The sequence below is a fragment of the Solwaraspora sp. WMMD406 genome (assembly GCF_029626025.1).
Lineage (GTDB): Bacteria > Actinomycetota > Actinomycetes > Mycobacteriales > Micromonosporaceae > Micromonospora_E.
Window position 1 is genome coordinate 4,832,666 of the sequence record NZ_JARUBF010000001.1, and the last position, 18,583, is coordinate 4,851,248.

Genomic DNA, 18,583 nt, shown 5'->3' on the forward strand with positions numbered 1-18,583 from the left:
GGTTTGCGCAGGCTGCGTGATTAGTCGGCCCTGGCAGGGGTACGGGCCAATCGTGGCTGTCGTACAGCGGGTCATCCCGACCTCGCCGGACCGGGTCTTCGCGGTACTCGGCGACGGGTGGACCTACAGCGACTGGGTGGTCGGCACGGTGCACGTCCGGGACGTGGACGATCACTGGCCGCGACCCGGTGCCCGGTTGCTGCACAACGCCGGGCCGTGGCCGTTGTCGCTGGCGGACAGCTCGACCGTCGTTTCCTGCGATCCGCCCCACGAGCTGATCCTGCGCGCCGGTCTCTGGCCACTCGGTGCGGCGACCGTGACGTTCCGGCTGGCCCCCACCGAGGCCAACGGCACCCGGGTGAGCATCGACGAAACCTTCACCGGAGGTCCGCTGGGTTGGCTGACGGGCAGGCCGCCGGGCTGGATGACGGGCGGACCGCTGTGCCGGGTGCCCGGCTGTCCGCTGCGACGGGCCTGGACCACGATCGACGATCTCGTACTGCAGCACCGCAACCGGGAGACACTTCGCCGGTTGTCCGACATCGCGACCAGGCAGGTGAACGTGTGATGAGCCAAACCGTCATGATCACCGGGGCGAGCGCCGGGATCGGCCGGGCCACCGCAGAACGGTTCGCCCGTCAGGGTGCCCGACTCGGGCTGATCGCCCGGGGTTCCGCCGGACTCGCCGCCGCTGGTGCCCGGTGTCGGGAACTGGGGGCCGAGGCGGTGGCGACTTATCAGGTCGACGTCGCCGATCCCACGGCGGTCGACCAGGCCGGCGACGACCTGGTCCGACGCCACGGCGTCCTCGACGTCTGGATCAACAACGCCATGGTGTCGGTCTTCGCTCCGACGTGGGAGATCAGCGCCGACGAGTTCCGGCGGGTCACCGAGGTCAACTATCTGGGTACCGTCCACGGCACTCTCGCCGCCCTGCGGCACATGCGCTCGGCGGGGATCGGCACCATCGTGCAGGTCGGCTCGGCGTTGGCTTACCGGGGGATCCCGTTGCAGTCGGCCTACTGCGCCAGCAAGCACGCCATCCAGGGTTTCAACGACTCGCTCCGGGCCGAGCTACTGCAGGCCAGCCCCAAGATCAAACTCTCGATGGTGCAGCTGCCGGCCGTCAACACCCCGCAGTTCTCCTGGGTTCGCACCCATCTGCCCCGGCATCCGCAACCCGTACCGCCGATATTCCAGCCCGAGGTCGCGGCGCGGGCGATCTGCTGGGCGGCACAGAAGGGTCCCCGCGAGGTCAACGTCGGCGGGCCCACGCTACGGGCCCGGCTGGCTGACATTCTGGCACCTGGCCTGCTCGACCGCTACCTCTCGGTGCGCGCGGTCGGATTCGAGTCACAGCAGACCGCAGAGGTGATCGACCGCTCCAGCTGGCGGGACAACGTCGACACGCCCGCCGACGAAGAGGTCGACCACGGCGCGCACGGGGTCTTCGATCACCGGGCGCACCCACGGTCGCTGGCGCTGTGGGCGGTGACCCACAAGCAGGCCGCGACGGCGATGCTGCTGGCCGGCCTCGGCGCGGCACGGGCGCTGGCGGCGGCCGGCTCGGACCGGCTGCGCCTGTCCGTGCCGACGGCCGGTCGCGGGGGCAGCGTGGCCGGCTGACCGACCGGTCGCGCGGACGATGTGGCCGGCTGACCGACCGGTCGCGCGGACGATGTGGCCGGCTGACCGACCGGTCGCGCGGACGATGTGGCCGGCTGACCGATCCGACGCCGCGTTCGTCCGACCCAGACCTCCGACAAACCGCGACCTCGCTGATCTCGACCCGTCTACTGTGGCACAGATGGGGGATACAGGCGGCTCACCGCCGGATGCATCATCGACCGTAGCTGACGATCATGGGATGCCGACGAGGTCGCGTCCCCGACACGAGGTGGCGGTCAATGACAACCGATTCCAGCTGGGGCGACTACTTGTCCGACGACACGAGCGTGGCGGACGTGGCGGCCAGCGCCGCCGAGCTACCCGAGCCGGTCGCGGCTGCCGTGGAAACCGACCTGGGCCAAGCGGTAGCCGACCAGGAGTGGTCCGACTGGCACGGCGGGATCAGCGATTCGTGGACCGATTCCGCCGACAGCTATCTGCAGCACGGCCTCGACAGCGCCGCCGCCGGCTTCGACGGCGCGGCGGCCGCGTCGTTCGAAGCCGCCGAACGGCAGTACGAGCTGGCCGCTGACGAAGCCAGCACAGCCGGTGACTACGCGGCGGCGGCCGAGTACAACGTCGCTTCGGCCGCGGCCGAGGTCAACGCGTACGACAGCGCCAGCGGCTCGTACGACACCTCCAGCGCGTACGACGCTGGTACGGCGTACGACACCTCCAGCGCGTACGACACCTCCAGCACCTTCGACGCTGGTAGCACGTACGACAGCGGGCTCGGCGTCGAGTGACGACCTGGGCCGACGGTAACGGCGCGCCACCCGCCGCAGCTCCGGGTGTCGACCGGCGGCAGCCTGGTCAGCTCGCCGCCGGCTCGGAACGGGCCATCCGCGTACCACTGACCGTCGTACGGCAGCACCTGCACGCCGCGCTCCGACACCTGGGGTTCCAGTTCACCACCGAGCAGCTCACCGTTTTGGCGGCGGAGCGCGGCTCCAAGCTCGGCGCGCTCACCCTGCAGCCGGCGCGGGTGCCGGTGGGCGTGCAGGTGGGACTGGAGTCGACCCCACAGGGGTGCCGGGTGACCGTACGGCTCGCCGACGGGTGGCCGGCGAAGGTGGGCCGCAACTGGGGTGCCACCGCCGTCTATCTGGACGTGTTCGGATCGGTACTGACCGCCGTCGACGACGCCCTCGGCCGGCTCGACCCGGCCGCCGTGTCCGGCTTCGCGCCGTGGTGGCGCGACACCGGTACGGGCGACGTCGCCGCGATGCAGAACGCCGCCGGCTGGGCCGCGCAGGCCGGCTCGATCCTGTCCCGCCAGACCGGCCGGCTGCTCGACGGATCGGGCCCGAAACGCGGTGCACCGGTGAGCCGTACCGGGGCGGAGACGTTCACCTTCGTCGCACCGGACACGGTCGCCGAGATCCCGACCGCGCTCGCGGACGGGATGCTCACCGTCGGTACGCTGATCACCAGCAGGCCAGGCCCGATGCCGGGCAACCTGGTCGGCCAGATCCAGGGACTGGTCTACCGGGTGGAGGAGTACATCGCCGCGTCAGCCGGCCCGTCGGGTGCCGCTACGCCGTTCCGGTTCACCGTGAACGCCGACGACGTACCGGTGGTGACGTTTCTCCATCAGCAGGCACAGCTGCGGGAGATGCTGCCGGTACGCACCTTGCTGATCTGCACCACCTGCAAGCTCGAAAAGATCGTCAACCCCGAGTTGGAACGGTTGCAGGAGCGGAACCGTCGTACCCGCGACCTGGCGACCACGGTGAGCGCGGTGATCAGCCCGTTCGTCCTGGCCGGACGGCTGGCGCAGACCAAGGGGCCGGCCTTCGCCTGTCCCCGCTGCCAGGGTCTGTCCGCCGACGAGTCGGTCGTGACCTTCTGCAAGCAGTGCGGGGAACGACGGTCGGAGACGGCGTTGCGCACCTGCGGAAAGTGCGCGTTCGACTTCCGCTCGCTGCTTTCAAAAGAGCCACTGTGGACGAAGCCGGCCGGACCGACGACTGCGATCACGGACGTGGCCGCCACGCCGGAAACCACGACCGGACCCGCCGGGCCGGTCAACGAGGTCGCATCAGGCCCGCCGCCGCCAGCTCCAGCGCCGATGCCGCCGGCACCACCATCGCAACCAACACCAGCACCAGCGGCAGCGCGACCAGCACCAGCGGCAGCGCGACCAGCACCGCCGGCACCGCAACCCACCGCGCCGGTACCGACGCCACGACCAGCACCGATGGCGCCGCCGGCCGCGCGCACGCCGCCGGCCGCACCGCCAGCGGCGGCGACCACGCCGACGCCGGACGAGCAGGCGTGGCCGAAGCCGCCGGGCACCTCAGGGCCATGATCGATCACGCCGCGCCGAGAAGACCGTCGAGCTGCGGAGATCCGACATTCCTCCACCGGGCATGACCCGACATCCGGAAGCCACCATCTAATGACAATCAGTAATTGGATGGTGGCTTCGTCGGTACTGCGAACGGGGAGAAAATGGCGTACTACCTGGCGCCGTCGTTACAGCGGCTGCGCAACGAGATCGACGCCCGCTGGCCCGACCGTGACCGGGCCTCGGACGGATGGATCGGCGCCGCCGCGCACGCGGCGTCCACCGCCGGCCACGCATGGTGATCGACTTGGTCACGCGCCGCAGTGCGGCGGGTCGGCGTCGCCGCGATCAGCGGTAGACAGCCCGCTGGGTCGCGGAGACCACCGCGCCGTACAGGCCGCCGAGCACGGCCCGGTCCCGGGCCAACGCCGCGCGGGCCGCGTTGGCGCCGGGGGCACCATGGACACCGCCGCCGGGATGCGCCGAGGACGACGCCAGGTAGAGCCGATCCACCGGCGTGTCGGCACGGCCCAGACCGGGCACCGGGCGGAAGAACAGCTGCTGGTACGCGGCGGCGGTGCCGCCACCGACCGCGCCCCCGACCAGGCTCGGGTTGCCGTTCTGCAGATCAGCCGGACCAGCGACGTGCCGGGCCCGCACCAGTGCGGAGAAGCCGGGGGCGTGCCGTCCCAGCACCGCCTCCATCCGATCCACCTGTTCGGCGACCTCCTCGGCCCGCCACCGGGCACGGTGTGGCAGATGGGTGTACGCCCACACCGACTCGGTGCCCGCCGGCGATCGCGTCGGGTCGGCCGTGGTCAGCTGGCCGAGCAGCAGAAACGGGTCCCCGGGAAGTTCGTCGCAGGCCAACGCGGCGGCGTAGCGGGTCAGGCCGTCGAGGTCCGCGCCGAGGTGCACCGTGCCGGCGCCAGCGACCGCCGGGTTGCTCCAGGGCACCGGCGCGGACAGTGCCCAGTCGACCTTGACCGTGGCCCCGTCCCAGCGAAACCGGCGCACGTCGTCCAGCATCCTGGTGGGCAGCCAGGTCCCACCGACCAGGTCGAGGAAGAGCGCCGGCGCGGGAACGTCGGCGACGACCGCCCGGCGGGCCCGCCAGTGCCGCCCGTCGACGGTACGCACTCCGACCGCTCGGCTACGCGCGATCAACACCCGCTGCGCCGCCGCCCTGGTGACGAGCACCCCGCCCCGGCTACGGAGCCGGTCGACCAGGGCGTCGGTGATCCGCTGCGCGCCGCCGACCGGCACCGGCCAGCCGACTTCCTGACCGAGCATGGTCAGCAGCCACCCGTAGATCCCGGAGGCCGCGTCGTCTGGTCCCAGGTCGGTGTGCAGCGCGCAACCGGCGAGCAGCGCCGGGCCGCCGGAACCGGCGAACAGTTCCCGGCCGAGTTGGCGGGCCGGTAGCAGCATTCGTCGGGCGAGCCGCAGCGCGCCGGCGGTCCGCAGCCGCCGGAGCACCGTCGCCGCCGACCGGACCGGCGGGAACGGGCTGAGCACCGCGTCGAGCAGCGGCGCCGAGACCGCCCGCCACTCGTCGTACGCGGCCAGCCACCGCTCGCCGTCGCCGGTGGCGAAGGCCTCCAGCGACACGGCGGTACGGCGCGGATCCAGGTTGACCACCGCCGCCCGGTCGTCGGCAAGCAGGTGGGCGAACACGTCGGGAGCATGCCGCCAGCGCAGTCCGAACTCGGCCAGCCGCAGGTCGCGCAGCACCGGTGAGGCGAACCCGAGCGGATAGAACGAGCTGTAGAGGTCGCTGAGATACCCGGGTGCGGTCACCTCCGCCGAGCGCACCGCACCGCCGGGCACCCCGGTCGCCTCCAGCACGACCACGTCCCAGCCGGCGTCGGCCAGCAGGTTCGCGGCGACCAGCCCGTTGTGTCCGGCACCGACGACGACCGCGTCGGCGACCTGTCCACCCGGGGTTGTCATCCCGGGGCGGCTACCCCACCCGGCCGGAACCAAACGTTTGCGACACCGGACATCGGGAACGTCGACCGGATGTACGACGTGGAGCAGTTCATCGACGGTGTCTGGGGCCGGTTCGGCGACGACGCCGAACTGGTGGTCGACGACCCGTCCGATGGTGGACCGGTCAGCCGGAGCCCGATCGCCACCCAGGCTGACGTGGACGCGGCGGTCAAGTCGGCCCGCGAGGCCGCACCCGGGTGGGCCGCCACCCCGGCGGCCCGCCGGGCGGCGGTCCTGCACCGGGTGGCAGACGCGCTGGCGGCGGCGACCGACCGGGTCGCCGAGGTGCAGAGCGCGGAGATGGGCAAGCCGTTGACCGGGGCACGGGACGGTGTCGCCGCCGGCATCGGCACCCTGCGCCAGTACGCCGAGTTGGGGCCGGTGCACCGGGGCCGGGCCCTGGCCGGCGATCCGGCGGCGATGGATGTGATGACCCACGTGCCGCGCGGGGTGGTCGCCGTGTTGACTCCGTGGAACGATCCGGTCGCGGTCGCCTGCGGGTTGCTCGGCGCCGCCCTGGTCACCGGCAACACGGTGGTGCACAAACCGAGCGAACGTAGTCCGGCGACCGGTGCCCTGCTGGCCCGGATGTTCGCCGACGAGGTGCCAGACGGGGTGTTCGCCCTGCTCACCGGGGACGGCAAGGTGGGTGCCCGGATCGCCGGTGCGGACGGCGTCGACCTCGTGGCGCACGTCGGTTCGACCACCGCCGGCCGGGCCGTCGCCGCCGCTTGCGCGGCGACCGGGGCGAAGGTGCTCCGGGAGAACGGTGGCAGCGATGCCCTGATCGTCGACGACGGCGTCGATCCTCGGTGGGCGGCCGAGCAGGCCACGCTCGGTGCGCTGGCCAACTCGGGTCAGCTCTGTGTCGGTGTGGAACGGATCTACGTGCACAGCGCGGTGGCCGTACCGTTCCTGGACGAGGTGACCCGGCGCTGCGCCGGGCTCCGGCTCGGCCCGGCCCGGGACCCGTACACCGAGCTGGGCCCGCTGGTCGACCGCCGGCACCGGGAGCAGGTGCACGCACAGGTCGCGGCGGCGGTCGCGGACGGGGCGACGGCCCGGTGCGGCGGGCAGATCCCCGACGGCCCAGGCGCCTACTATCCGCCGACCGTCCTGGCGGACTGCACCGACTCGATGTCGGTGATGCGGGAGGAGACCTTCGGCCCGGTCGCGCCGGTCATGGTGGTGGGCTCGTTCGACGAGGCGCTGTCCCGGGCCGCCGACTCGCCGTACGGGCTGTCGGCGACCGTGTTGACCCGCTCGATGACGCACGCCCAGCGGGCCTGGCGGGAGCTACCGGTGGGCACCGTCAAGATCAATTCAGTGTTCGGTGGGGCGCCGGGAGGCGCGGCGCATCCGCGCCGGGGCAGCGGCGAGGGCTTCGGATACGGTCCTGAGCTGCTGGACGAGATGACACTGACGAAAGTGCTGCACCTGTCTCCGCCGGGCGGCCCGGACGACCGTTGGTGACCGGGGGTAGATCGTCTGGTGACGACGGTGACCCGGTGCCGGCCCTGCGGTGGGGTGCTCGCGCCAAAGTCACGTGTCTCCCCGGGCCTTGGCGGTCTGCCGGCGGTTGGCCCGACCGATCGCGGTGACCAACTGGTCCTTGGTCATCGAGGACCGGCCCTTGATGTCGAGCTTGCGCGCCACCCCCATCAGGTGTTCCTTGGAGGCGTTGGCGTCGACCCCGCCGGCGCTGCTGGTCAGCGGATCACCGTAGCCCCGGGCGGCCTGCGGATCGCTGGGCCCCTTCTTCTCCTTCGGCTCCCAATGGTCGCCGACCTTCTCGAACGAGTGCTTCAGCGACGCGAACGCCGTACGGTGCGCCCGTTCCCCTTCGCCGTACGTCTCCACCGCGCTGTCGTGGGTCTTCGACCAGGTGTCCTGCGCCTTCTCCGGTGATCGGCGCAGCGTGCTTGGTAGTTCCTCCCGAGCCGGCATGATCGCCTCCACATCGTCGGTACTGACAGACTCACCTGATCGACATGTGCCCGAGCGGGTGGCCGGCAAACCCGCCAGCCAGGTTTACTCGGGCCGCCCTGGGGTAGCGGGAGCGGGACATGGGGTCGTCCGAGACTGAAGGTCCAGCCGCCGGTGGACGCTCCGCCGCCGACGTCAACGAGACCGAGCCACAGCGGTCGCTGCGGCTGCGCGACCTGCGACCGGCGACCTGGCGGTACGTGGTGGTCAACAGCGGCCGGGAGTTCGTACGGGACAACTGTGTCGACTGGGCGGCCGCGTTGACGTACTACGGCGTCCTCGCGCTGTTCCCGTCGATGATCGTCATCGTCGCCTTGGTCGGCCTGGTGTCCGACGGCGAACGGACCGTGGAAACGATCGTCGATCTGGCCGACGACGTCGGCGCCGGCGGAGTGGTCGGCAACGACGCGTTCATCGATGTCGTCAACGAGGTGGTGAACCAGCGGAGTTCGGCCGGCGTGCTGCTCAGTTTCGGCCTGCTCGCCGCGCTCTGGTCGGCGTCGGGGTACGTCCGGGCCTTCACTCGGGCCGCCAACGCGATCTACGGAGTCACCGAGGGACGTCCTTTCTACAAGCTGCAGCCCCAACAGCTCGGACTGACCTCGGCCGGGCTCGTCCTGCTCGCCCTGGTCGCCACCATGCTGATCGTCAGTGGTCCGGTGGCCGACGCCGTGGGTGACCTGCTCGGGCTCGGGCAGGCCCCTCGCACCGCATGGGACCTGCTCAAGTGGCCGGTGCTGGTCGCCATCATGACGCTGCTGCTGACGCTGCTGTTCTGGCTCGCGCCGAACGTGCGGCAACCCCGGATCCGGTGGTTGGCCGTCGGCGGCGCGGTCACCTTGTTCCTGTGGGCGGCCTCGTCGGTCGGATTCGGCGTCTACGTGGCGCACTTTGGCTCCTACGACGTCACGTACGGCAGTCTCGGGGCGGTGATCGCGTTCCTGGTCTGGCTCTATCTGGCCAATCTGGCCGTCATGCTCGGCGTCGAGATCAACGCCGAGGTGCAACGCGGCCGGGCCATGCAGGCCGGCGAGCCCGACCCGAGCGACCCGGTGCTCCCGCCGCGTACGCCGGCCCGATGACGGCTCGTACTCGATGACGGCTCGTACCCGGTGACCGGCGCGCGGGCCGGCCGGGTCGCCCTGACGGCTGACACCAGTGGCCCGTCGGCCTTGTCGGTTTAGCCCGCCGACCGCCGGGTAGTTCGACAGCTATGGAACGCGGCAACAGCAAACACGGCCCCCGGGTGGACGAGAGCATGGCCCACGAGGTACGTGGGACCACGCAGGGAACCGCGGGCGGTCGGGCCGAGGAGTGGCACGAAGCCGAGCCACCGGGCGAGGACCAGCCGGAACCGACCACGGTGCCGGCGGGCGACAACCGTTCGGGAGCACCGCAGGGCATGACCAACGAGGAAGTGGAGCAGCGTAGCCGTCTCGGCCGCTACATCAACCTCTCCGCTCTGCCCGGCGACCGCACCATGCTGCGCGACAGCGCGCGGGAGAACGAGGCACCGGCCGACGTGCTCGCGGAGATCGACCAGCTGCCGGCTGGCCGCACGTTCCGGACGGTGTCGGAAGTGTGGGCCGCCCTCGGCCACGCCAACGAAACGACACGCTGGTGACCGCGCCGCCTCGCGGTCACGTCAGCTGAGGAGGAATGGACACAAGCTGAGGAGGAATGGACACATGAGTGCAGTTACCGAGTACGTCGATGTCGCGGTGCCGGTCCGGGCCGCGTACAACCAGTGGACCCAGTTCGAGGAGTTCCCCCAGTTCATGGAGGGAGTCTCCGAGGTGGTTCAGGTGTCGGACACGATGACGCGCTGGAAGACCGAGATCGCCGGGGTCGACCGGGAGTTCGACGCCAAGATCACCGAGCAGATTCCGGACGAGCGGGTGGCCTGGACCGCGACCGGCGGTGTGAAGCAGGCCGGCGTGATCACGTTCCACCGTCTCGACGATCACCACACCCGGGTGACCGCACAGATGGAATTCGACCCTGAGGGCGTGGTGGAACAGGCCGGCGACAAGCTTGGCATCGTCGACCGACGGGTCAAGGGCGACATGAAGCGGTTCAAGGAATTCATCGAAGGCCGCCACGGCATGGAGACCGGCGCCTGGCGCGGTGAGGTGCCCCGGCCGCAGCCGTGACGAATCCGAGTTCACTCGGCACGAACATCCGACGCGGGTGTGGCGCGGACCCAGGTCCTGGGTCCGCGCCACACCCGCGTCACACCTGTGCGTTTGCCGCTGACCGGACCGGGTAATCGATCCGGTATGACGGAATCCGAGGACGGCGTCTGGCGCGACGAGCAGCGGTTGCCCCTACGCGATCTGGAACGCGCGGTCGCCGCGTCGGCGCAAGACGGCGAGGTCGACGACGTCACCGGCAACGACTCCGGCGCCGAAGAGGAGTTCGGCCACGGCGCCGAGGCCGCTGATCACGCACGAACCCGGGGGCAGACGGATCCGCACCGTTCCTACCGGCCCTCGACCACCGGCCGGACCGGGCCGCACTGACTGACGACGACGCGGACGATCTCTGCCCGGAACGATCCCCGCCCGGAGGAACAAATCCCCGCCCGGGGGCGATCTCTGGCGAGGGGGGCGCTCTCAGCGCGGTAGGGGTCGCCCGCGACTCGATCGCCTCGGCAAGCGGCTGGTCATCGTCAGTTCGGTCAACCATCCTCGTCCGATCGGCTGACGGCGGGACGCCTGGGTCGAGCAACACTTTTCGGATGCGTCCCGCCTCTGGATTCCTCACTGTGCGCCAGCGACGTTGGGCCTGGCTCGGGTTCATCCTGGCCGCGCTACAGGCCCCGGTCTCGGCATATCTGCTCCCGGACGGCTCCTGGTTGTTCAGCGTCTGCGTAGCGCTGATGGTGGCGACCGTGATCATCGCGGACGACGCGGCCCGCCGTCGCCCGGCTCAAGCCGATCATGGCGTCGAGTGAAGACCCCCGCGACTCCGTGATGAGCCCGTTGCGTACGTCCCCCCGTGGCCTGTTCGCCGCGCCGGCAGCCGTCCGGTCGGCGCGCGACACGCTGGTCGGGCTGCAGGCCCTGATCGGCGAGCCCGGGGTGGCTGCCGCCGCCGCACAGCCGGGGCTGCTGGCCGAAATCGATCAGCACTCGGCGGCCATTCGGGACCGGCTGCTGGGCGATTTCCGGCCGCTGAGCCAGGTCACCCTGGCCCGCTACGCCGAGGGGGTCCGCGACGCCGCGATCGAGGTCGGCTGGCAGGTGCCGACAGAGCCGATGGACGACTGGTCGCGGACCGACTGGGTCAGCGTACGGTTGCTGGCGGTCTGCCACCTCGCCACCCGCTGACGGCGGAAGGATCTCGGGCCGGCCGACCAGTAACCACTGATCAACCGGCCCGAGTGGCAGGACGCCTGCCTCACCGCGTCTGGCCGCCGCCCAGGCGCCTAGCCTCGCGGCGTCTGACCGCCGCCCATCTGCCGGCCGCCGCCCATCTGCCGGCCGCCGGCCGTACCACCGATGGTCGGACCGCCGCCGGCCATCCCGCCCGGCTGGTTGGCTCCCGGGCCGGCCATTCCACGGCCGCTGGCCGCTTCCGGCCCACCGGACATCGCCGGAGCCTGCTGGGTCTGCGGGATGACCTGGGTCGGCTCGTTCATCCGCCGGCCCACGTCGTCACGGCCCGCCTGATAGGACTGGGCGCTGTCGCGGATCGCCTGCGACTCCTCCGCCATCCGGGTCAGCCAGCCTTCCCACCGCTGCTGCATCGGCCGCACCAGGCCCCCGCCGACGCCGATGATCAGAATTCCGGCGACCGTGGCGAGGAAGGCGATCAGCACCGGAGTGGTGACCGTCGTGGCGATTCCGACCTGGTTGAGCGCGGCGATGATGCCGAGCGCGAGAATGAAAATCGACGCGGCGGTGGCCAGTACGCGACCGTAGGACAACCCGCCGAGCGCACCGGATACCAGGTCGCGTACCGCCGTCGCGATGGCGGCGGCGACGACCACGATCACGATCGCGACGAAGGCCCGCGGCAGCCAGGCGACCACGGCGCTGATCAGGTCACTGATCGGGTTCGGTCCCCACACTCCGAACGCGAACTGCAGGGTGAACAGCAGGACGGCGTAGTACGCCAGCCGCGCGAGGATGTCGCTGGCGTCGTACCTCGTCCGTTCGAGCGCCCGGCCGACCCCTCCGCGCTCCACCGCCCGGTCGAATCCGACCCGCTCAAGAGCTTTGTCCACCCCTTTGAGCACCGCCCGCGCGATCAGCCATCCGACCACGAGGATCGCGATGAACGCGATGGCCCGGGGCACGAAAAGCACAACGGACCGCCACATGTCAGTCAGCGCCTCACCAATGTCGACCTGCGCCGACGCGTACGTCGAGGACATCCGGTCCCCCCTTCCGCCTCGTTTGTCGATGCGTCGCCTCGCTGTCGTACGGACGCGCAGCATCGCCTACCGCCGGCCCGCATACCCACCTTGCGGCGGTCCACGCACCGGGGTGACGACCATCCGGATAGGCTGCGTGTCATGGCAGGTACCGCCGGACAGACCCGGGACAGCCCATCGGGGGTACCGGCGGCGCGTTCCGGGGTGACTCCGGGCATGGCCTCGCCTGCCGACGCCCCGTCCGACACCGCGCCGGCGCCATCGGTCGCTACCGCGCTGGCGGACCGGACGGTGTGGCGGGAAACGTCGTTGGGGATGCCTGATTCCTGGGATCCCGCGCTGCGGGCGGTCGTCGAACTGATCCTGGACTCGCCGGTACCGATGGCCCTGGCGCACGGCGACGACTTCGTGATGATCTACAACGACGCGTACGCCGACCTGCTCGGTGCCAAACACCCGGCCGCCTTCGGCCAGCCCGCCGCCCTGGTGTTCGCCGACGTATGGGATCAACCTGGCGTGGGCGACGTGGTCGAGCGGGTGTACCGCACGGGTGAGCCGTTCCTCGAGTCGGAGAGCGTCGCGCCGTTCGCCGGCGACCTGGACCTGCTCGGACGCACCGCGTTCACCCGTGGCTACTCGGCGGTCCGCGACAGCCACGGCACGATCATCGGCATGCTCTCGGTCGCCACCGAGACCAGCAGCATCACCCACCGACTGCAGACGCTCAGCGAGCTGACCGCCGCGCTGGCGGGCACCCTCACTCTCGACGACGTCGCCCGCGTCTCGTTGCGGTACGGCCTGGCCTCACTCGACGTGGACCAGGTGGCGCTCGGCATCGACGACGGTGGCGGGTGGCGGGTGGTCCGGCGGGTCCGTGGCGAGCTGATGGACGAGGCCGACGAACGACTGCCTCCGGTCTGGCGTCGCTACCCGCGAGACACCACCACCCCACTGGTCACGGTCGGCGGCACCGGGGTGCCCCGGTTCATCGCTCAGGGTCAACCGCTGGCCCGCTACGCCGTCGACCGGCACGACGAACGGGTCGAGTCGCTGGCCGCGCTGCCGCTGCGCACGGCGTCGCTACGGGGTGCCATCACGTTCGGCTGCCGGGAGCCGCATCAGTGGACTCCCGCCGAGCGGGCGCTGCTGAGCGCGGTGGCCGAGCTGATCACGCAGGCGGCCGAGCGGGCCCGTCGGTTCGAGACCCAGCACGGTACGGCGCAGCTGCTGCAGCGGAGCATGTTGCCGGAGCAACTCCCGGACCTGCCGCTGTTCCGCCTCGCCGCACGGTACGACCCCGGCGTGGACGGCAACTCTGCCGGCGGCGACTTCTACGACGCGTTCCGGCTGCCCGGCGACCGGCTCGCGGTGGTGCTCGGTGACGTCGCCGGTCACGACGTGCGGGCCGCGGCGTTGATGGGTCAGGTGCGGGCCGCGTTGCGGGGGTTGGCCCTGGCGGAGCCGGAGCCGGCCGCCGTACTGCACGGTCTGGACCGGCTGGTGCAGAGCCTCGGGGCGGAGAGCCGCAACGAGGAGCTGTTCGTCACCGTCCTGTACGGGGTCCTCGAACCGGCCACCGGTCAGCTCGACATCGCCAGCGCCGGGCATCCGGCACCGTTGGTCCGCCGCTGGTCGGCCGAGTGCCCGCAGGCGCACTTCGTCGAGTTGGCGCCGGGTGTGCCGCTCGGGTTGACCGGCGACCGCCGGCCGATCCGGGTCGAGCTGCGTCCGGGTGACACGTTGCTGCTGTTCAGTGATGGCGTGGTGGAACGGCGGGGCCAGGATCTCGGCGTGGGTCTGGCCAGCCTGGCCGCCGCGATCGCCGCGACGGCCACGAGTGATCCGCGCAATCTCTGCGCGGTGGCCAGCGCGGCGGTCGCCGGTACGACCGACGACGACGTGGCGGTGTTGGCGGTCGAACATGCCACGGCACCGAGCCGGTCCGCCGGGTTGCTGGTGCCGGCGGAGCCGATCGCGCCGAGTCGGGTGCGGCACTGGCTTGCCGAGCAGTTGGCCCAATGGCGGGTACCGGAGTCGGTGATCGGCCCGGCGGTGCTGTGCGCCAGTGAGTTGACCACCAACGCGTTGCTGCACGCGGGCACCGAGGCGCGGGTGGAGATCGACCTCAGCCAGGAGCGGCTGCTGGTCTCCGTCGCGGACAGTGGTACCCGGGGCACGGTGAGCCGGGCGCGTACCGATACGCTCAGCAGTCGCGGACGCGGCCTGGGCCTGATCGAGCAACTCAGCGACGCGTGGGGCACCGACCCGTCGGTACGCGGTTCCACCGTGTGGTTCGAGATCATGTTGCCTACGGAAGCGTAGCCGCCGTCGTCACTGCGAGTGAGCATAATTCGGCCTTTCAGCCGACCTGCCCGGGAGCGGTTGCAGCGTAACGTAACTAATCCCCAGGACCAGGGCGAACCACTCGGAGAGGTACGGCAGGTGCGAATCAGAGGTTACGCTCCAGGGACCCCATGTTGGTCCGAGTTGCGCAGCGCCGACCCGGACCGCTCCGTGGAGTTCTACGGCGAGCTGTTCGACTGGAAACCCGTCCATCTCGGGGCGGAGGGGGACCTCGACTTCCATTTGCGCAGTGCGGCGGTCGCGGGTCTCGCGCCGACGGTCGCGCCGCACCAGCCGTCCGCATGGTTGACCTACCTGTCCAGCGCCGATCTGGCCGGCACCGTCGCGTCCGCGACCCAGGCCGGGGGGCGCACGTTGCAGCCGCCGACGGACCGCGCCGGCCGCGGCGTCGCGGCTCTGCTGGCCGACCCGCAAGGCGCGGCGTTCGGGTTGTGGCAGCGGGGCACGTTCGCCGGCGCCCAGGTGGCGAGCGAGCCGGGGGCGAGCTGCTGGAACGAGCTCGCCTGCCGCGACGTGGCGCAGGCGACCGGCTTCTACGGCGCCGTCTTCGGCTGGATCACCCGGGCGAGTATCTACAGCGACAACGAAGGTTACCGTGAGTGGTTGCACGACAGCCGCGAGGTGGCCGGTCTGATCGAGATGGGCGCGCTCTACCCACCTGAGGTGCCCGCCCATTGGCGGACTACCTTCGAGGTCGACGACTGCGAGCAGACCGTGTCGCGGTGCGTCGAACACGGCGGCCAGGTGGCCTTCGGCCCGTTCGACGCCGGGCCCGGGGTGTACGCGCAGCTGGTCGACCCGCTCGGAGCAGCGTTCGGGGTCATCGCCCTGATTCCGGAGTTCCGGTCGCCGTTGGCCTGACGGGCCGCCGGCCCCGCCTGGCGGCCGCCGCCGGCCCGGCTCATCACCACCGCCCGCCTCCCTTCATCCTGCTCCTGGTCCTATCCTCTGTCCGGCGATGCCGGCCGCTGACCCGGAGTAATGACGCATGTCTAATACGAGCCCTTCTGACGGCATTTCGGACGTTTTGCGCGGTCAGTCGTCATAGCCTCTTCACATATCGGCAACACACCCGTACGGTAGTCGATATCCATGGGAGCGCTTCCACTGAGAGCTCTCAATATATCGTCCCTACCCGGAGGGAGTAAGGCATGCGCAGGAGAACTGCGCTCACCGCAGCCGGCACCGCCGCCGTCCTGGCGTTCACGGTAGCCACCGCGGTCGGTGTCGGGCTGCTACAGCCCCGGGCTGCCGAGGCAGCCGATTCGGTCTTCTACGTCGATCCGAACACCTCAGCCGCCCGTTGGGTGGCGGCGAACCCCGGTGACTACCGGGCGAATGTGATCCGCGACCGGATCGCCACGGTTCCCCAGGGCCGCTGGTTCACCCAGTACAACCCGAACGAGGTCCGCAACCAGGTCAGCTCCTACGTCGGCGCCGCAGCGGCGGCGGGCAAGATCCCGATCATGGTGGTCTACAACATTCCCAATCGTGACTGCAGCAACCACAGCAGCGGGGGCGCGCCCAACCACACCGCCTACCGGCAGTGGGTCGACCAGGTAGCCGCCGGGCTCGGTGACCGGCCCGCGTACATCGTGCTGGAACCCGACGTGCTCGCCCTGATGGGCACCTGTATGAGCTCAGGCGAGCAGGCCGAGGTACGGGCGTCGATGGCGTACGCCGGCAGGGCGCTCAGGGCAGGATCATCCCAGGCCCGGGTCTACTTCGACGCCGGACACTCAGCCTGGCACTCCCCTTCGGCCATGGCGAGCATGCTGGTCGGCGCCGACGTGGCGAACAGCGCCCACGGCATCTCCAGCAACGTGTCCAACTACCGCAGCACCAGCGAGGCGGTCAACTACGTCAAGGCGGTCATCAACGCCACCGGCGCGAACCACCTCACCGCGGTGATCGACACCAGCCGCAATGGAAACGGGCCGCTGGGCTCGGAATGGTGCGATCCGGAAGGCCGCGCGATCGGCACGGCGAGCACCACCAACACCGGTGACAGCAAGATCGACGCTTTCCTCTGGGTCAAGCTGCCCGGCGAGGCGGACGGCTGCATCGCCGCCGCCGGACAGTTCGTGCCGCAGCGGGCGTACGACCTCGCGATCGCTGCCGGGCCGACCACCCCGCCGCCGACCACGGCACCCCCGACCACGGCACCCCCGACCACCGCACCCCCGACCACCGCACCCCCGACCACCGCACCCCCGACCACCGCACCCCCGACCACCGCACCCCCGACCACCAACCCGCCGACCACCAACCCGCCGACGGGCGCGTGCAGCGTCAGCGTCAGCACCAACCAGTGGCCGGGTGGCTTCACGCGCGAACTGCGGATCACCAACGGTGGTGCCGCGCTCAGCAACTGGACCCTGGTCTTCAACGCCGGCTCCAACGTCAGCCTGAGCAACGGCTGGAACGCCACCTGGAGCCAGTCAGGCAGCCAGATCACCGCCCGCAACGCGGCGTGGAACGGGTCGCTGGGCTCCGGCGCGACCGTGAGCATCGGGTTCCAGGGCACCTTCACCGGCGGTAGCTTGCCGGCGCCGAGCTCCTTCACCCTCAACGGGTCCGCCTGTAGCAGCTAGCGGGGCTGATCCCGACAAGCGGGGCTAACGGTCGATAGGCGTCCGAACCTCACCAGACGTCCCGCGCGAGCCCCCCTCTCGAACGTTCGAGAGGGGGCTCGGTCCTGTCCGCCCACCGCTGACCGCGATCCGACCGCCCAGGTCGGTTACCGACTGGACGGACGGGGCACTCCTCAACGAAAGGAGGCCGAACATGACCAGATCCACGATCCGCACCGACGCCGCGTCGCCGGGCACACTGGGCGACACGGCCAACTTTCCCGCCGGCCCCGCCGGCTATCCAGCCACGCCCGGTGGCCCCCAGACCGGGACCGACCAGGGCCGGGCGACGGTGAGCGTCGCCGTCTTCTCAAACTATGCCTCGGCGCAGCGGGCGGTCGACTATCTGTCGGACAACCGGTTCCCGGTCGAGCGGACCACGATCGTCGGTACCGATCTGCGGTTGGTCGAAGACGTGACGGGCCGGCTGACCACCGGTCGCGCGGCCCTGCTCGGCGCGGGGACCGGAGCCTGGTTCGGTCTGTTCATCGGGTTGCTCGTCGGCATCTTCGCAGTGGTGAACTGGCTGGGAATCATCGCGGCCGCAGTGATCATCGGGGCGGTCTGGGGTGCCGTTTTCGGCGCGGTCGCGCACGCGATGACCGGCGGCCGACGCGACTTCTCGTCCCGCAGCATGCTCCAAGCCAGCCGGTACGGCGTCGCGGTGGACGCGGAACTCGCAGATCAGGCACGCCAGGTCCTGGATCGGATGCGTCCCGGTGCCGGCACCGCCGCCGTCCGCTGAGCGCACCGCTACCCGCTTGTCCACGGACCCCGGCCGGTCGATCGAGACCCGGCCGGGGTCCACCTACGTGACGACGACGAACTACCGGCACCTGGCCCATCCAGCGACGATCGGCATTGGTTGATTTTTTCAACACGAGCCAGTCTCGTCTTCGATCACCAGGACTCGCACGGCGGCGGTGGCACCATCACCAACGGTGACACCCAATGGATGACCGCCGGGTCCGGCCTGCTGCACATCGAGGCTCCGCCCGAGCAAATCTGGTACTCAGCGGCGGCCTGTTCCATGGTCTGCTGCTCTGGGTCAACACTTTTGCGCGCGAAGGAGTTCGCGCCGCTGCGCTACCAGGACATCCGCCGCCGCGCTACCAGGACATCCTAGGGTCCGTTCGTGATGAACATCCGCGACGAACTCGTCGCGGCGTTCGAGGACTATCAGGCCGGCCGACTCGGCGTCGTCCCGGCCGCCCGCGTTCCGCTCACCGACGGCCGGCGACTGCCACGCTGACGTCTCTGGAGTTCGGT

At 70.7% G+C, this 18,583-nt stretch carries 19 protein-coding genes and 1 pseudogene; 17 read left to right on the forward strand and 3 right to left on the reverse strand.

Features of this window, described 5'->3' with window-relative positions:
* Positions 1 to 52: 52 nt before the first annotated feature.
* The 5 genes from O7632_RS21250 (at position 53) to O7632_RS21270 (ending at position 4,260) form a co-directional block, all read left to right on the forward strand.
* Positions 53 to 568 carry an SRPBCC family protein gene (locus O7632_RS21250; RefSeq protein WP_278116693.1) on the forward strand — a complete coding sequence of 172 codons (516 nt, stop codon included), beginning with the start codon at positions 53 to 55 and terminating at the stop codon, positions 566 to 568.
* Positions 568 to 1,626 (forward strand): SDR family oxidoreductase, encoded by a 1,059-nt coding sequence (locus O7632_RS21255; RefSeq protein ID WP_278116694.1) that lies wholly within the window; start codon positions 568 to 570, stop codon positions 1,624 to 1,626. The genes O7632_RS21250 and O7632_RS21255 overlap by 1 nt, the downstream gene beginning before the upstream one ends.
* A 281-nt stretch (positions 1,627 to 1,907) precedes the next feature.
* Positions 1,908 to 2,414 (forward strand): hypothetical protein, encoded by a 507-nt coding sequence (locus O7632_RS21260; RefSeq protein WP_278116695.1) that lies wholly within the window; start codon positions 1,908 to 1,910, stop codon positions 2,412 to 2,414.
* Positions 2,411 to 3,979: a hypothetical protein gene (locus O7632_RS21265; protein ID WP_278116696.1), complete on the forward strand. Its 1,569-nt coding sequence runs from the start codon at positions 2,411 to 2,413 to the stop codon at positions 3,977 to 3,979. Before O7632_RS21260 ends, O7632_RS21265 begins: the two co-directional genes overlap by 4 nt.
* Before the next feature lie 143 nt (positions 3,980 to 4,122).
* Complete coding sequence (locus O7632_RS21270) at positions 4,123 to 4,260, forward strand: hypothetical protein (protein WP_278116697.1); 138 nt, start codon at positions 4,123 to 4,125, stop codon at positions 4,258 to 4,260.
* 46 nt (positions 4,261 to 4,306) lie between these two features.
* On the opposite strand, the gene O7632_RS21275 is transcribed toward O7632_RS21270, so the two are convergent.
* Positions 4,307 to 5,911: an NAD(P)/FAD-dependent oxidoreductase gene (locus tag O7632_RS21275; RefSeq protein ID WP_278116698.1), complete on the reverse strand. Its 1,605-nt coding sequence runs from the start codon at positions 5,909 to 5,911 to the stop codon at positions 4,307 to 4,309.
* Positions 5,912 to 5,980: 69 nt separating this feature from the next.
* On the opposite strand from O7632_RS21275, the gene O7632_RS21280 reads away from it, so the two are divergent.
* Positions 5,981 to 7,423, forward strand: coding sequence for an aldehyde dehydrogenase family protein (locus O7632_RS21280; RefSeq protein ID WP_278116699.1), 1,443 nt, complete (start codon positions 5,981 to 5,983; stop codon positions 7,421 to 7,423).
* A gap of 69 nt (positions 7,424 to 7,492) precedes the next feature.
* On the opposite strand, the gene O7632_RS21285 is transcribed toward O7632_RS21280, so the two are convergent.
* Positions 7,493 to 7,897 carry a ChaB family protein gene (locus O7632_RS21285; RefSeq protein WP_278116700.1) on the reverse strand — a complete coding sequence of 135 codons (405 nt, stop codon included), beginning with the start codon at positions 7,895 to 7,897 and terminating at the stop codon, positions 7,493 to 7,495.
* Between the two features lie 119 nt (positions 7,898 to 8,016).
* On the opposite strand from O7632_RS21285, the gene O7632_RS21290 reads away from it, so the two are divergent.
* The 6 genes from O7632_RS21290 (at position 8,017) to O7632_RS21315 (ending at position 11,268) form a co-directional block, all read left to right on the forward strand.
* Positions 8,017 to 9,018 (forward strand): YihY/virulence factor BrkB family protein, encoded by a 1,002-nt coding sequence (locus O7632_RS21290; RefSeq protein ID WP_278116701.1) that lies wholly within the window; start codon positions 8,017 to 8,019, stop codon positions 9,016 to 9,018.
* 131 nt (positions 9,019 to 9,149) lie between these two features.
* Positions 9,150 to 9,560 carry a DUF2795 domain-containing protein gene (locus O7632_RS21295; protein WP_278116702.1) on the forward strand — a complete coding sequence of 137 codons (411 nt, stop codon included), beginning with the start codon at positions 9,150 to 9,152 and terminating at the stop codon, positions 9,558 to 9,560.
* 64 nt (positions 9,561 to 9,624) lie between these two features.
* Positions 9,625 to 10,089 carry an SRPBCC family protein gene (locus tag O7632_RS21300; protein ID WP_278116703.1) on the forward strand — a complete coding sequence of 155 codons (465 nt, stop codon included), beginning with the start codon at positions 9,625 to 9,627 and terminating at the stop codon, positions 10,087 to 10,089.
* 126 nt (positions 10,090 to 10,215) lie between these two features.
* Positions 10,216 to 10,458, forward strand: coding sequence for a hypothetical protein (locus O7632_RS21305; protein ID WP_278116704.1), 243 nt, complete (start codon positions 10,216 to 10,218; stop codon positions 10,456 to 10,458).
* Between the two features lie 218 nt (positions 10,459 to 10,676).
* Positions 10,677 to 10,892, forward strand: coding sequence for a hypothetical protein (locus O7632_RS21310; protein WP_278116705.1), 216 nt, complete (start codon positions 10,677 to 10,679; stop codon positions 10,890 to 10,892).
* Between the two features lie 19 nt (positions 10,893 to 10,911).
* On the forward strand, positions 10,912 to 11,268 hold the full coding sequence (locus O7632_RS21315) for a DUF6401 family natural product biosynthesis protein (protein WP_278120264.1): 357 nt from the start codon (positions 10,912 to 10,914) through the stop codon (positions 11,266 to 11,268).
* A 98-nt stretch (positions 11,269 to 11,366) separates the two neighbouring features.
* Here O7632_RS21315 and O7632_RS21320 read toward each other — a convergent pair whose 3' ends face one another.
* Positions 11,367 to 12,317 (reverse strand): hypothetical protein, encoded by a 951-nt coding sequence (locus tag O7632_RS21320; protein ID WP_278116706.1) that lies wholly within the window; start codon positions 12,315 to 12,317, stop codon positions 11,367 to 11,369.
* A gap of 315 nt (positions 12,318 to 12,632) precedes the next feature.
* On the opposite strand from O7632_RS21320, the gene O7632_RS21325 reads away from it, so the two are divergent.
* The 5 genes and pseudogenes from O7632_RS21325 to O7632_RS21345 form a co-directional block, all read left to right on the forward strand.
* On the forward strand, positions 12,633 to 14,639 hold the full coding sequence (locus O7632_RS21325; RefSeq protein WP_278120266.1) for a SpoIIE family protein phosphatase: 2,007 nt from the start codon (positions 12,633 to 12,635) through the stop codon (positions 14,637 to 14,639).
* A 165-nt stretch (positions 14,640 to 14,804) separates the two neighbouring features.
* Positions 14,805 to 15,542: a VOC family protein gene (locus O7632_RS21330; protein WP_278116707.1), complete on the forward strand. Its 738-nt coding sequence runs from the start codon at positions 14,805 to 14,807 to the stop codon at positions 15,540 to 15,542.
* Between the two features lie 290 nt (positions 15,543 to 15,832).
* Positions 15,833 to 17,275, forward strand: a complete 1,443-nt coding sequence (locus O7632_RS21335; protein WP_278116708.1) for a glycoside hydrolase family 6 protein — start codon at positions 15,833 to 15,835, stop codon at positions 17,273 to 17,275.
* 193 nt (positions 17,276 to 17,468) lie between these two features.
* Positions 17,469 to 18,059, forward strand: coding sequence for a general stress protein (locus O7632_RS21340; protein ID WP_278116709.1), 591 nt, complete (start codon positions 17,469 to 17,471; stop codon positions 18,057 to 18,059).
* Between the two features lie 153 nt (positions 18,060 to 18,212).
* Positions 18,213 to 18,566, forward strand: a pseudogene (locus O7632_RS21345) (pirin family protein); the annotation flags it as partial.
* Between the last annotated feature and the right edge of the window lie 17 nt (positions 18,567 to 18,583).

Excerpts from the sequence above, each read along its gene's own strand:
- O7632_RS21255 (WP_278116694.1), top strand. The coding sequence starts at position 568 with ATGAGCCAAACCGTCATGATCACCGGGGCGAGCGCCGGGATCGGCCGG.
- O7632_RS21260 (WP_278116695.1), top strand. The coding sequence starts at position 1,908 with ATGACAACCGATTCCAGCTGGGGCGACTACTTGTCCGACGACACGAGC.
- O7632_RS21270 (WP_278116697.1), top strand. The coding sequence starts at position 4,123 with ATGGCGTACTACCTGGCGCCGTCGTTACAGCGGCTGCGCAACGAGATC.
- O7632_RS21275 (WP_278116698.1), bottom strand. The coding sequence starts at position 5,911 with ATGACAACCCCGGGTGGACAGGTCGCCGACGCGGTCGTCGTCGGTGCC.
- O7632_RS21280 (WP_278116699.1), top strand. The coding sequence starts at position 5,981 with ATGTACGACGTGGAGCAGTTCATCGACGGTGTCTGGGGCCGGTTCGGC.
- O7632_RS21285 (WP_278116700.1), bottom strand. The coding sequence starts at position 7,897 with ATGCCGGCTCGGGAGGAACTACCAAGCACGCTGCGCCGATCACCGGAG.
- O7632_RS21290 (WP_278116701.1), top strand. The coding sequence starts at position 8,017 with ATGGGGTCGTCCGAGACTGAAGGTCCAGCCGCCGGTGGACGCTCCGCC.
- O7632_RS21295 (WP_278116702.1), top strand. The coding sequence starts at position 9,150 with ATGGAACGCGGCAACAGCAAACACGGCCCCCGGGTGGACGAGAGCATG.
- O7632_RS21300 (WP_278116703.1), top strand. The coding sequence starts at position 9,625 with ATGAGTGCAGTTACCGAGTACGTCGATGTCGCGGTGCCGGTCCGGGCC.
- O7632_RS21305 (WP_278116704.1), top strand. The coding sequence starts at position 10,216 with ATGACGGAATCCGAGGACGGCGTCTGGCGCGACGAGCAGCGGTTGCCC.
- O7632_RS21310 (WP_278116705.1), top strand. The coding sequence starts at position 10,677 with ATGCGTCCCGCCTCTGGATTCCTCACTGTGCGCCAGCGACGTTGGGCC.
- O7632_RS21315 (WP_278120264.1), top strand. The coding sequence starts at position 10,912 with ATGAGCCCGTTGCGTACGTCCCCCCGTGGCCTGTTCGCCGCGCCGGCA.
- O7632_RS21320 (WP_278116706.1), bottom strand. The coding sequence starts at position 12,317 with ATGTCCTCGACGTACGCGTCGGCGCAGGTCGACATTGGTGAGGCGCTG.
- O7632_RS21325 (WP_278120266.1), top strand. The coding sequence starts at position 12,633 with ATGCCTGATTCCTGGGATCCCGCGCTGCGGGCGGTCGTCGAACTGATC.
- O7632_RS21335 (WP_278116708.1), top strand. The coding sequence starts at position 15,833 with ATGCGCAGGAGAACTGCGCTCACCGCAGCCGGCACCGCCGCCGTCCTG.
- O7632_RS21340 (WP_278116709.1), top strand. The coding sequence starts at position 17,469 with ATGACCAGATCCACGATCCGCACCGACGCCGCGTCGCCGGGCACACTG.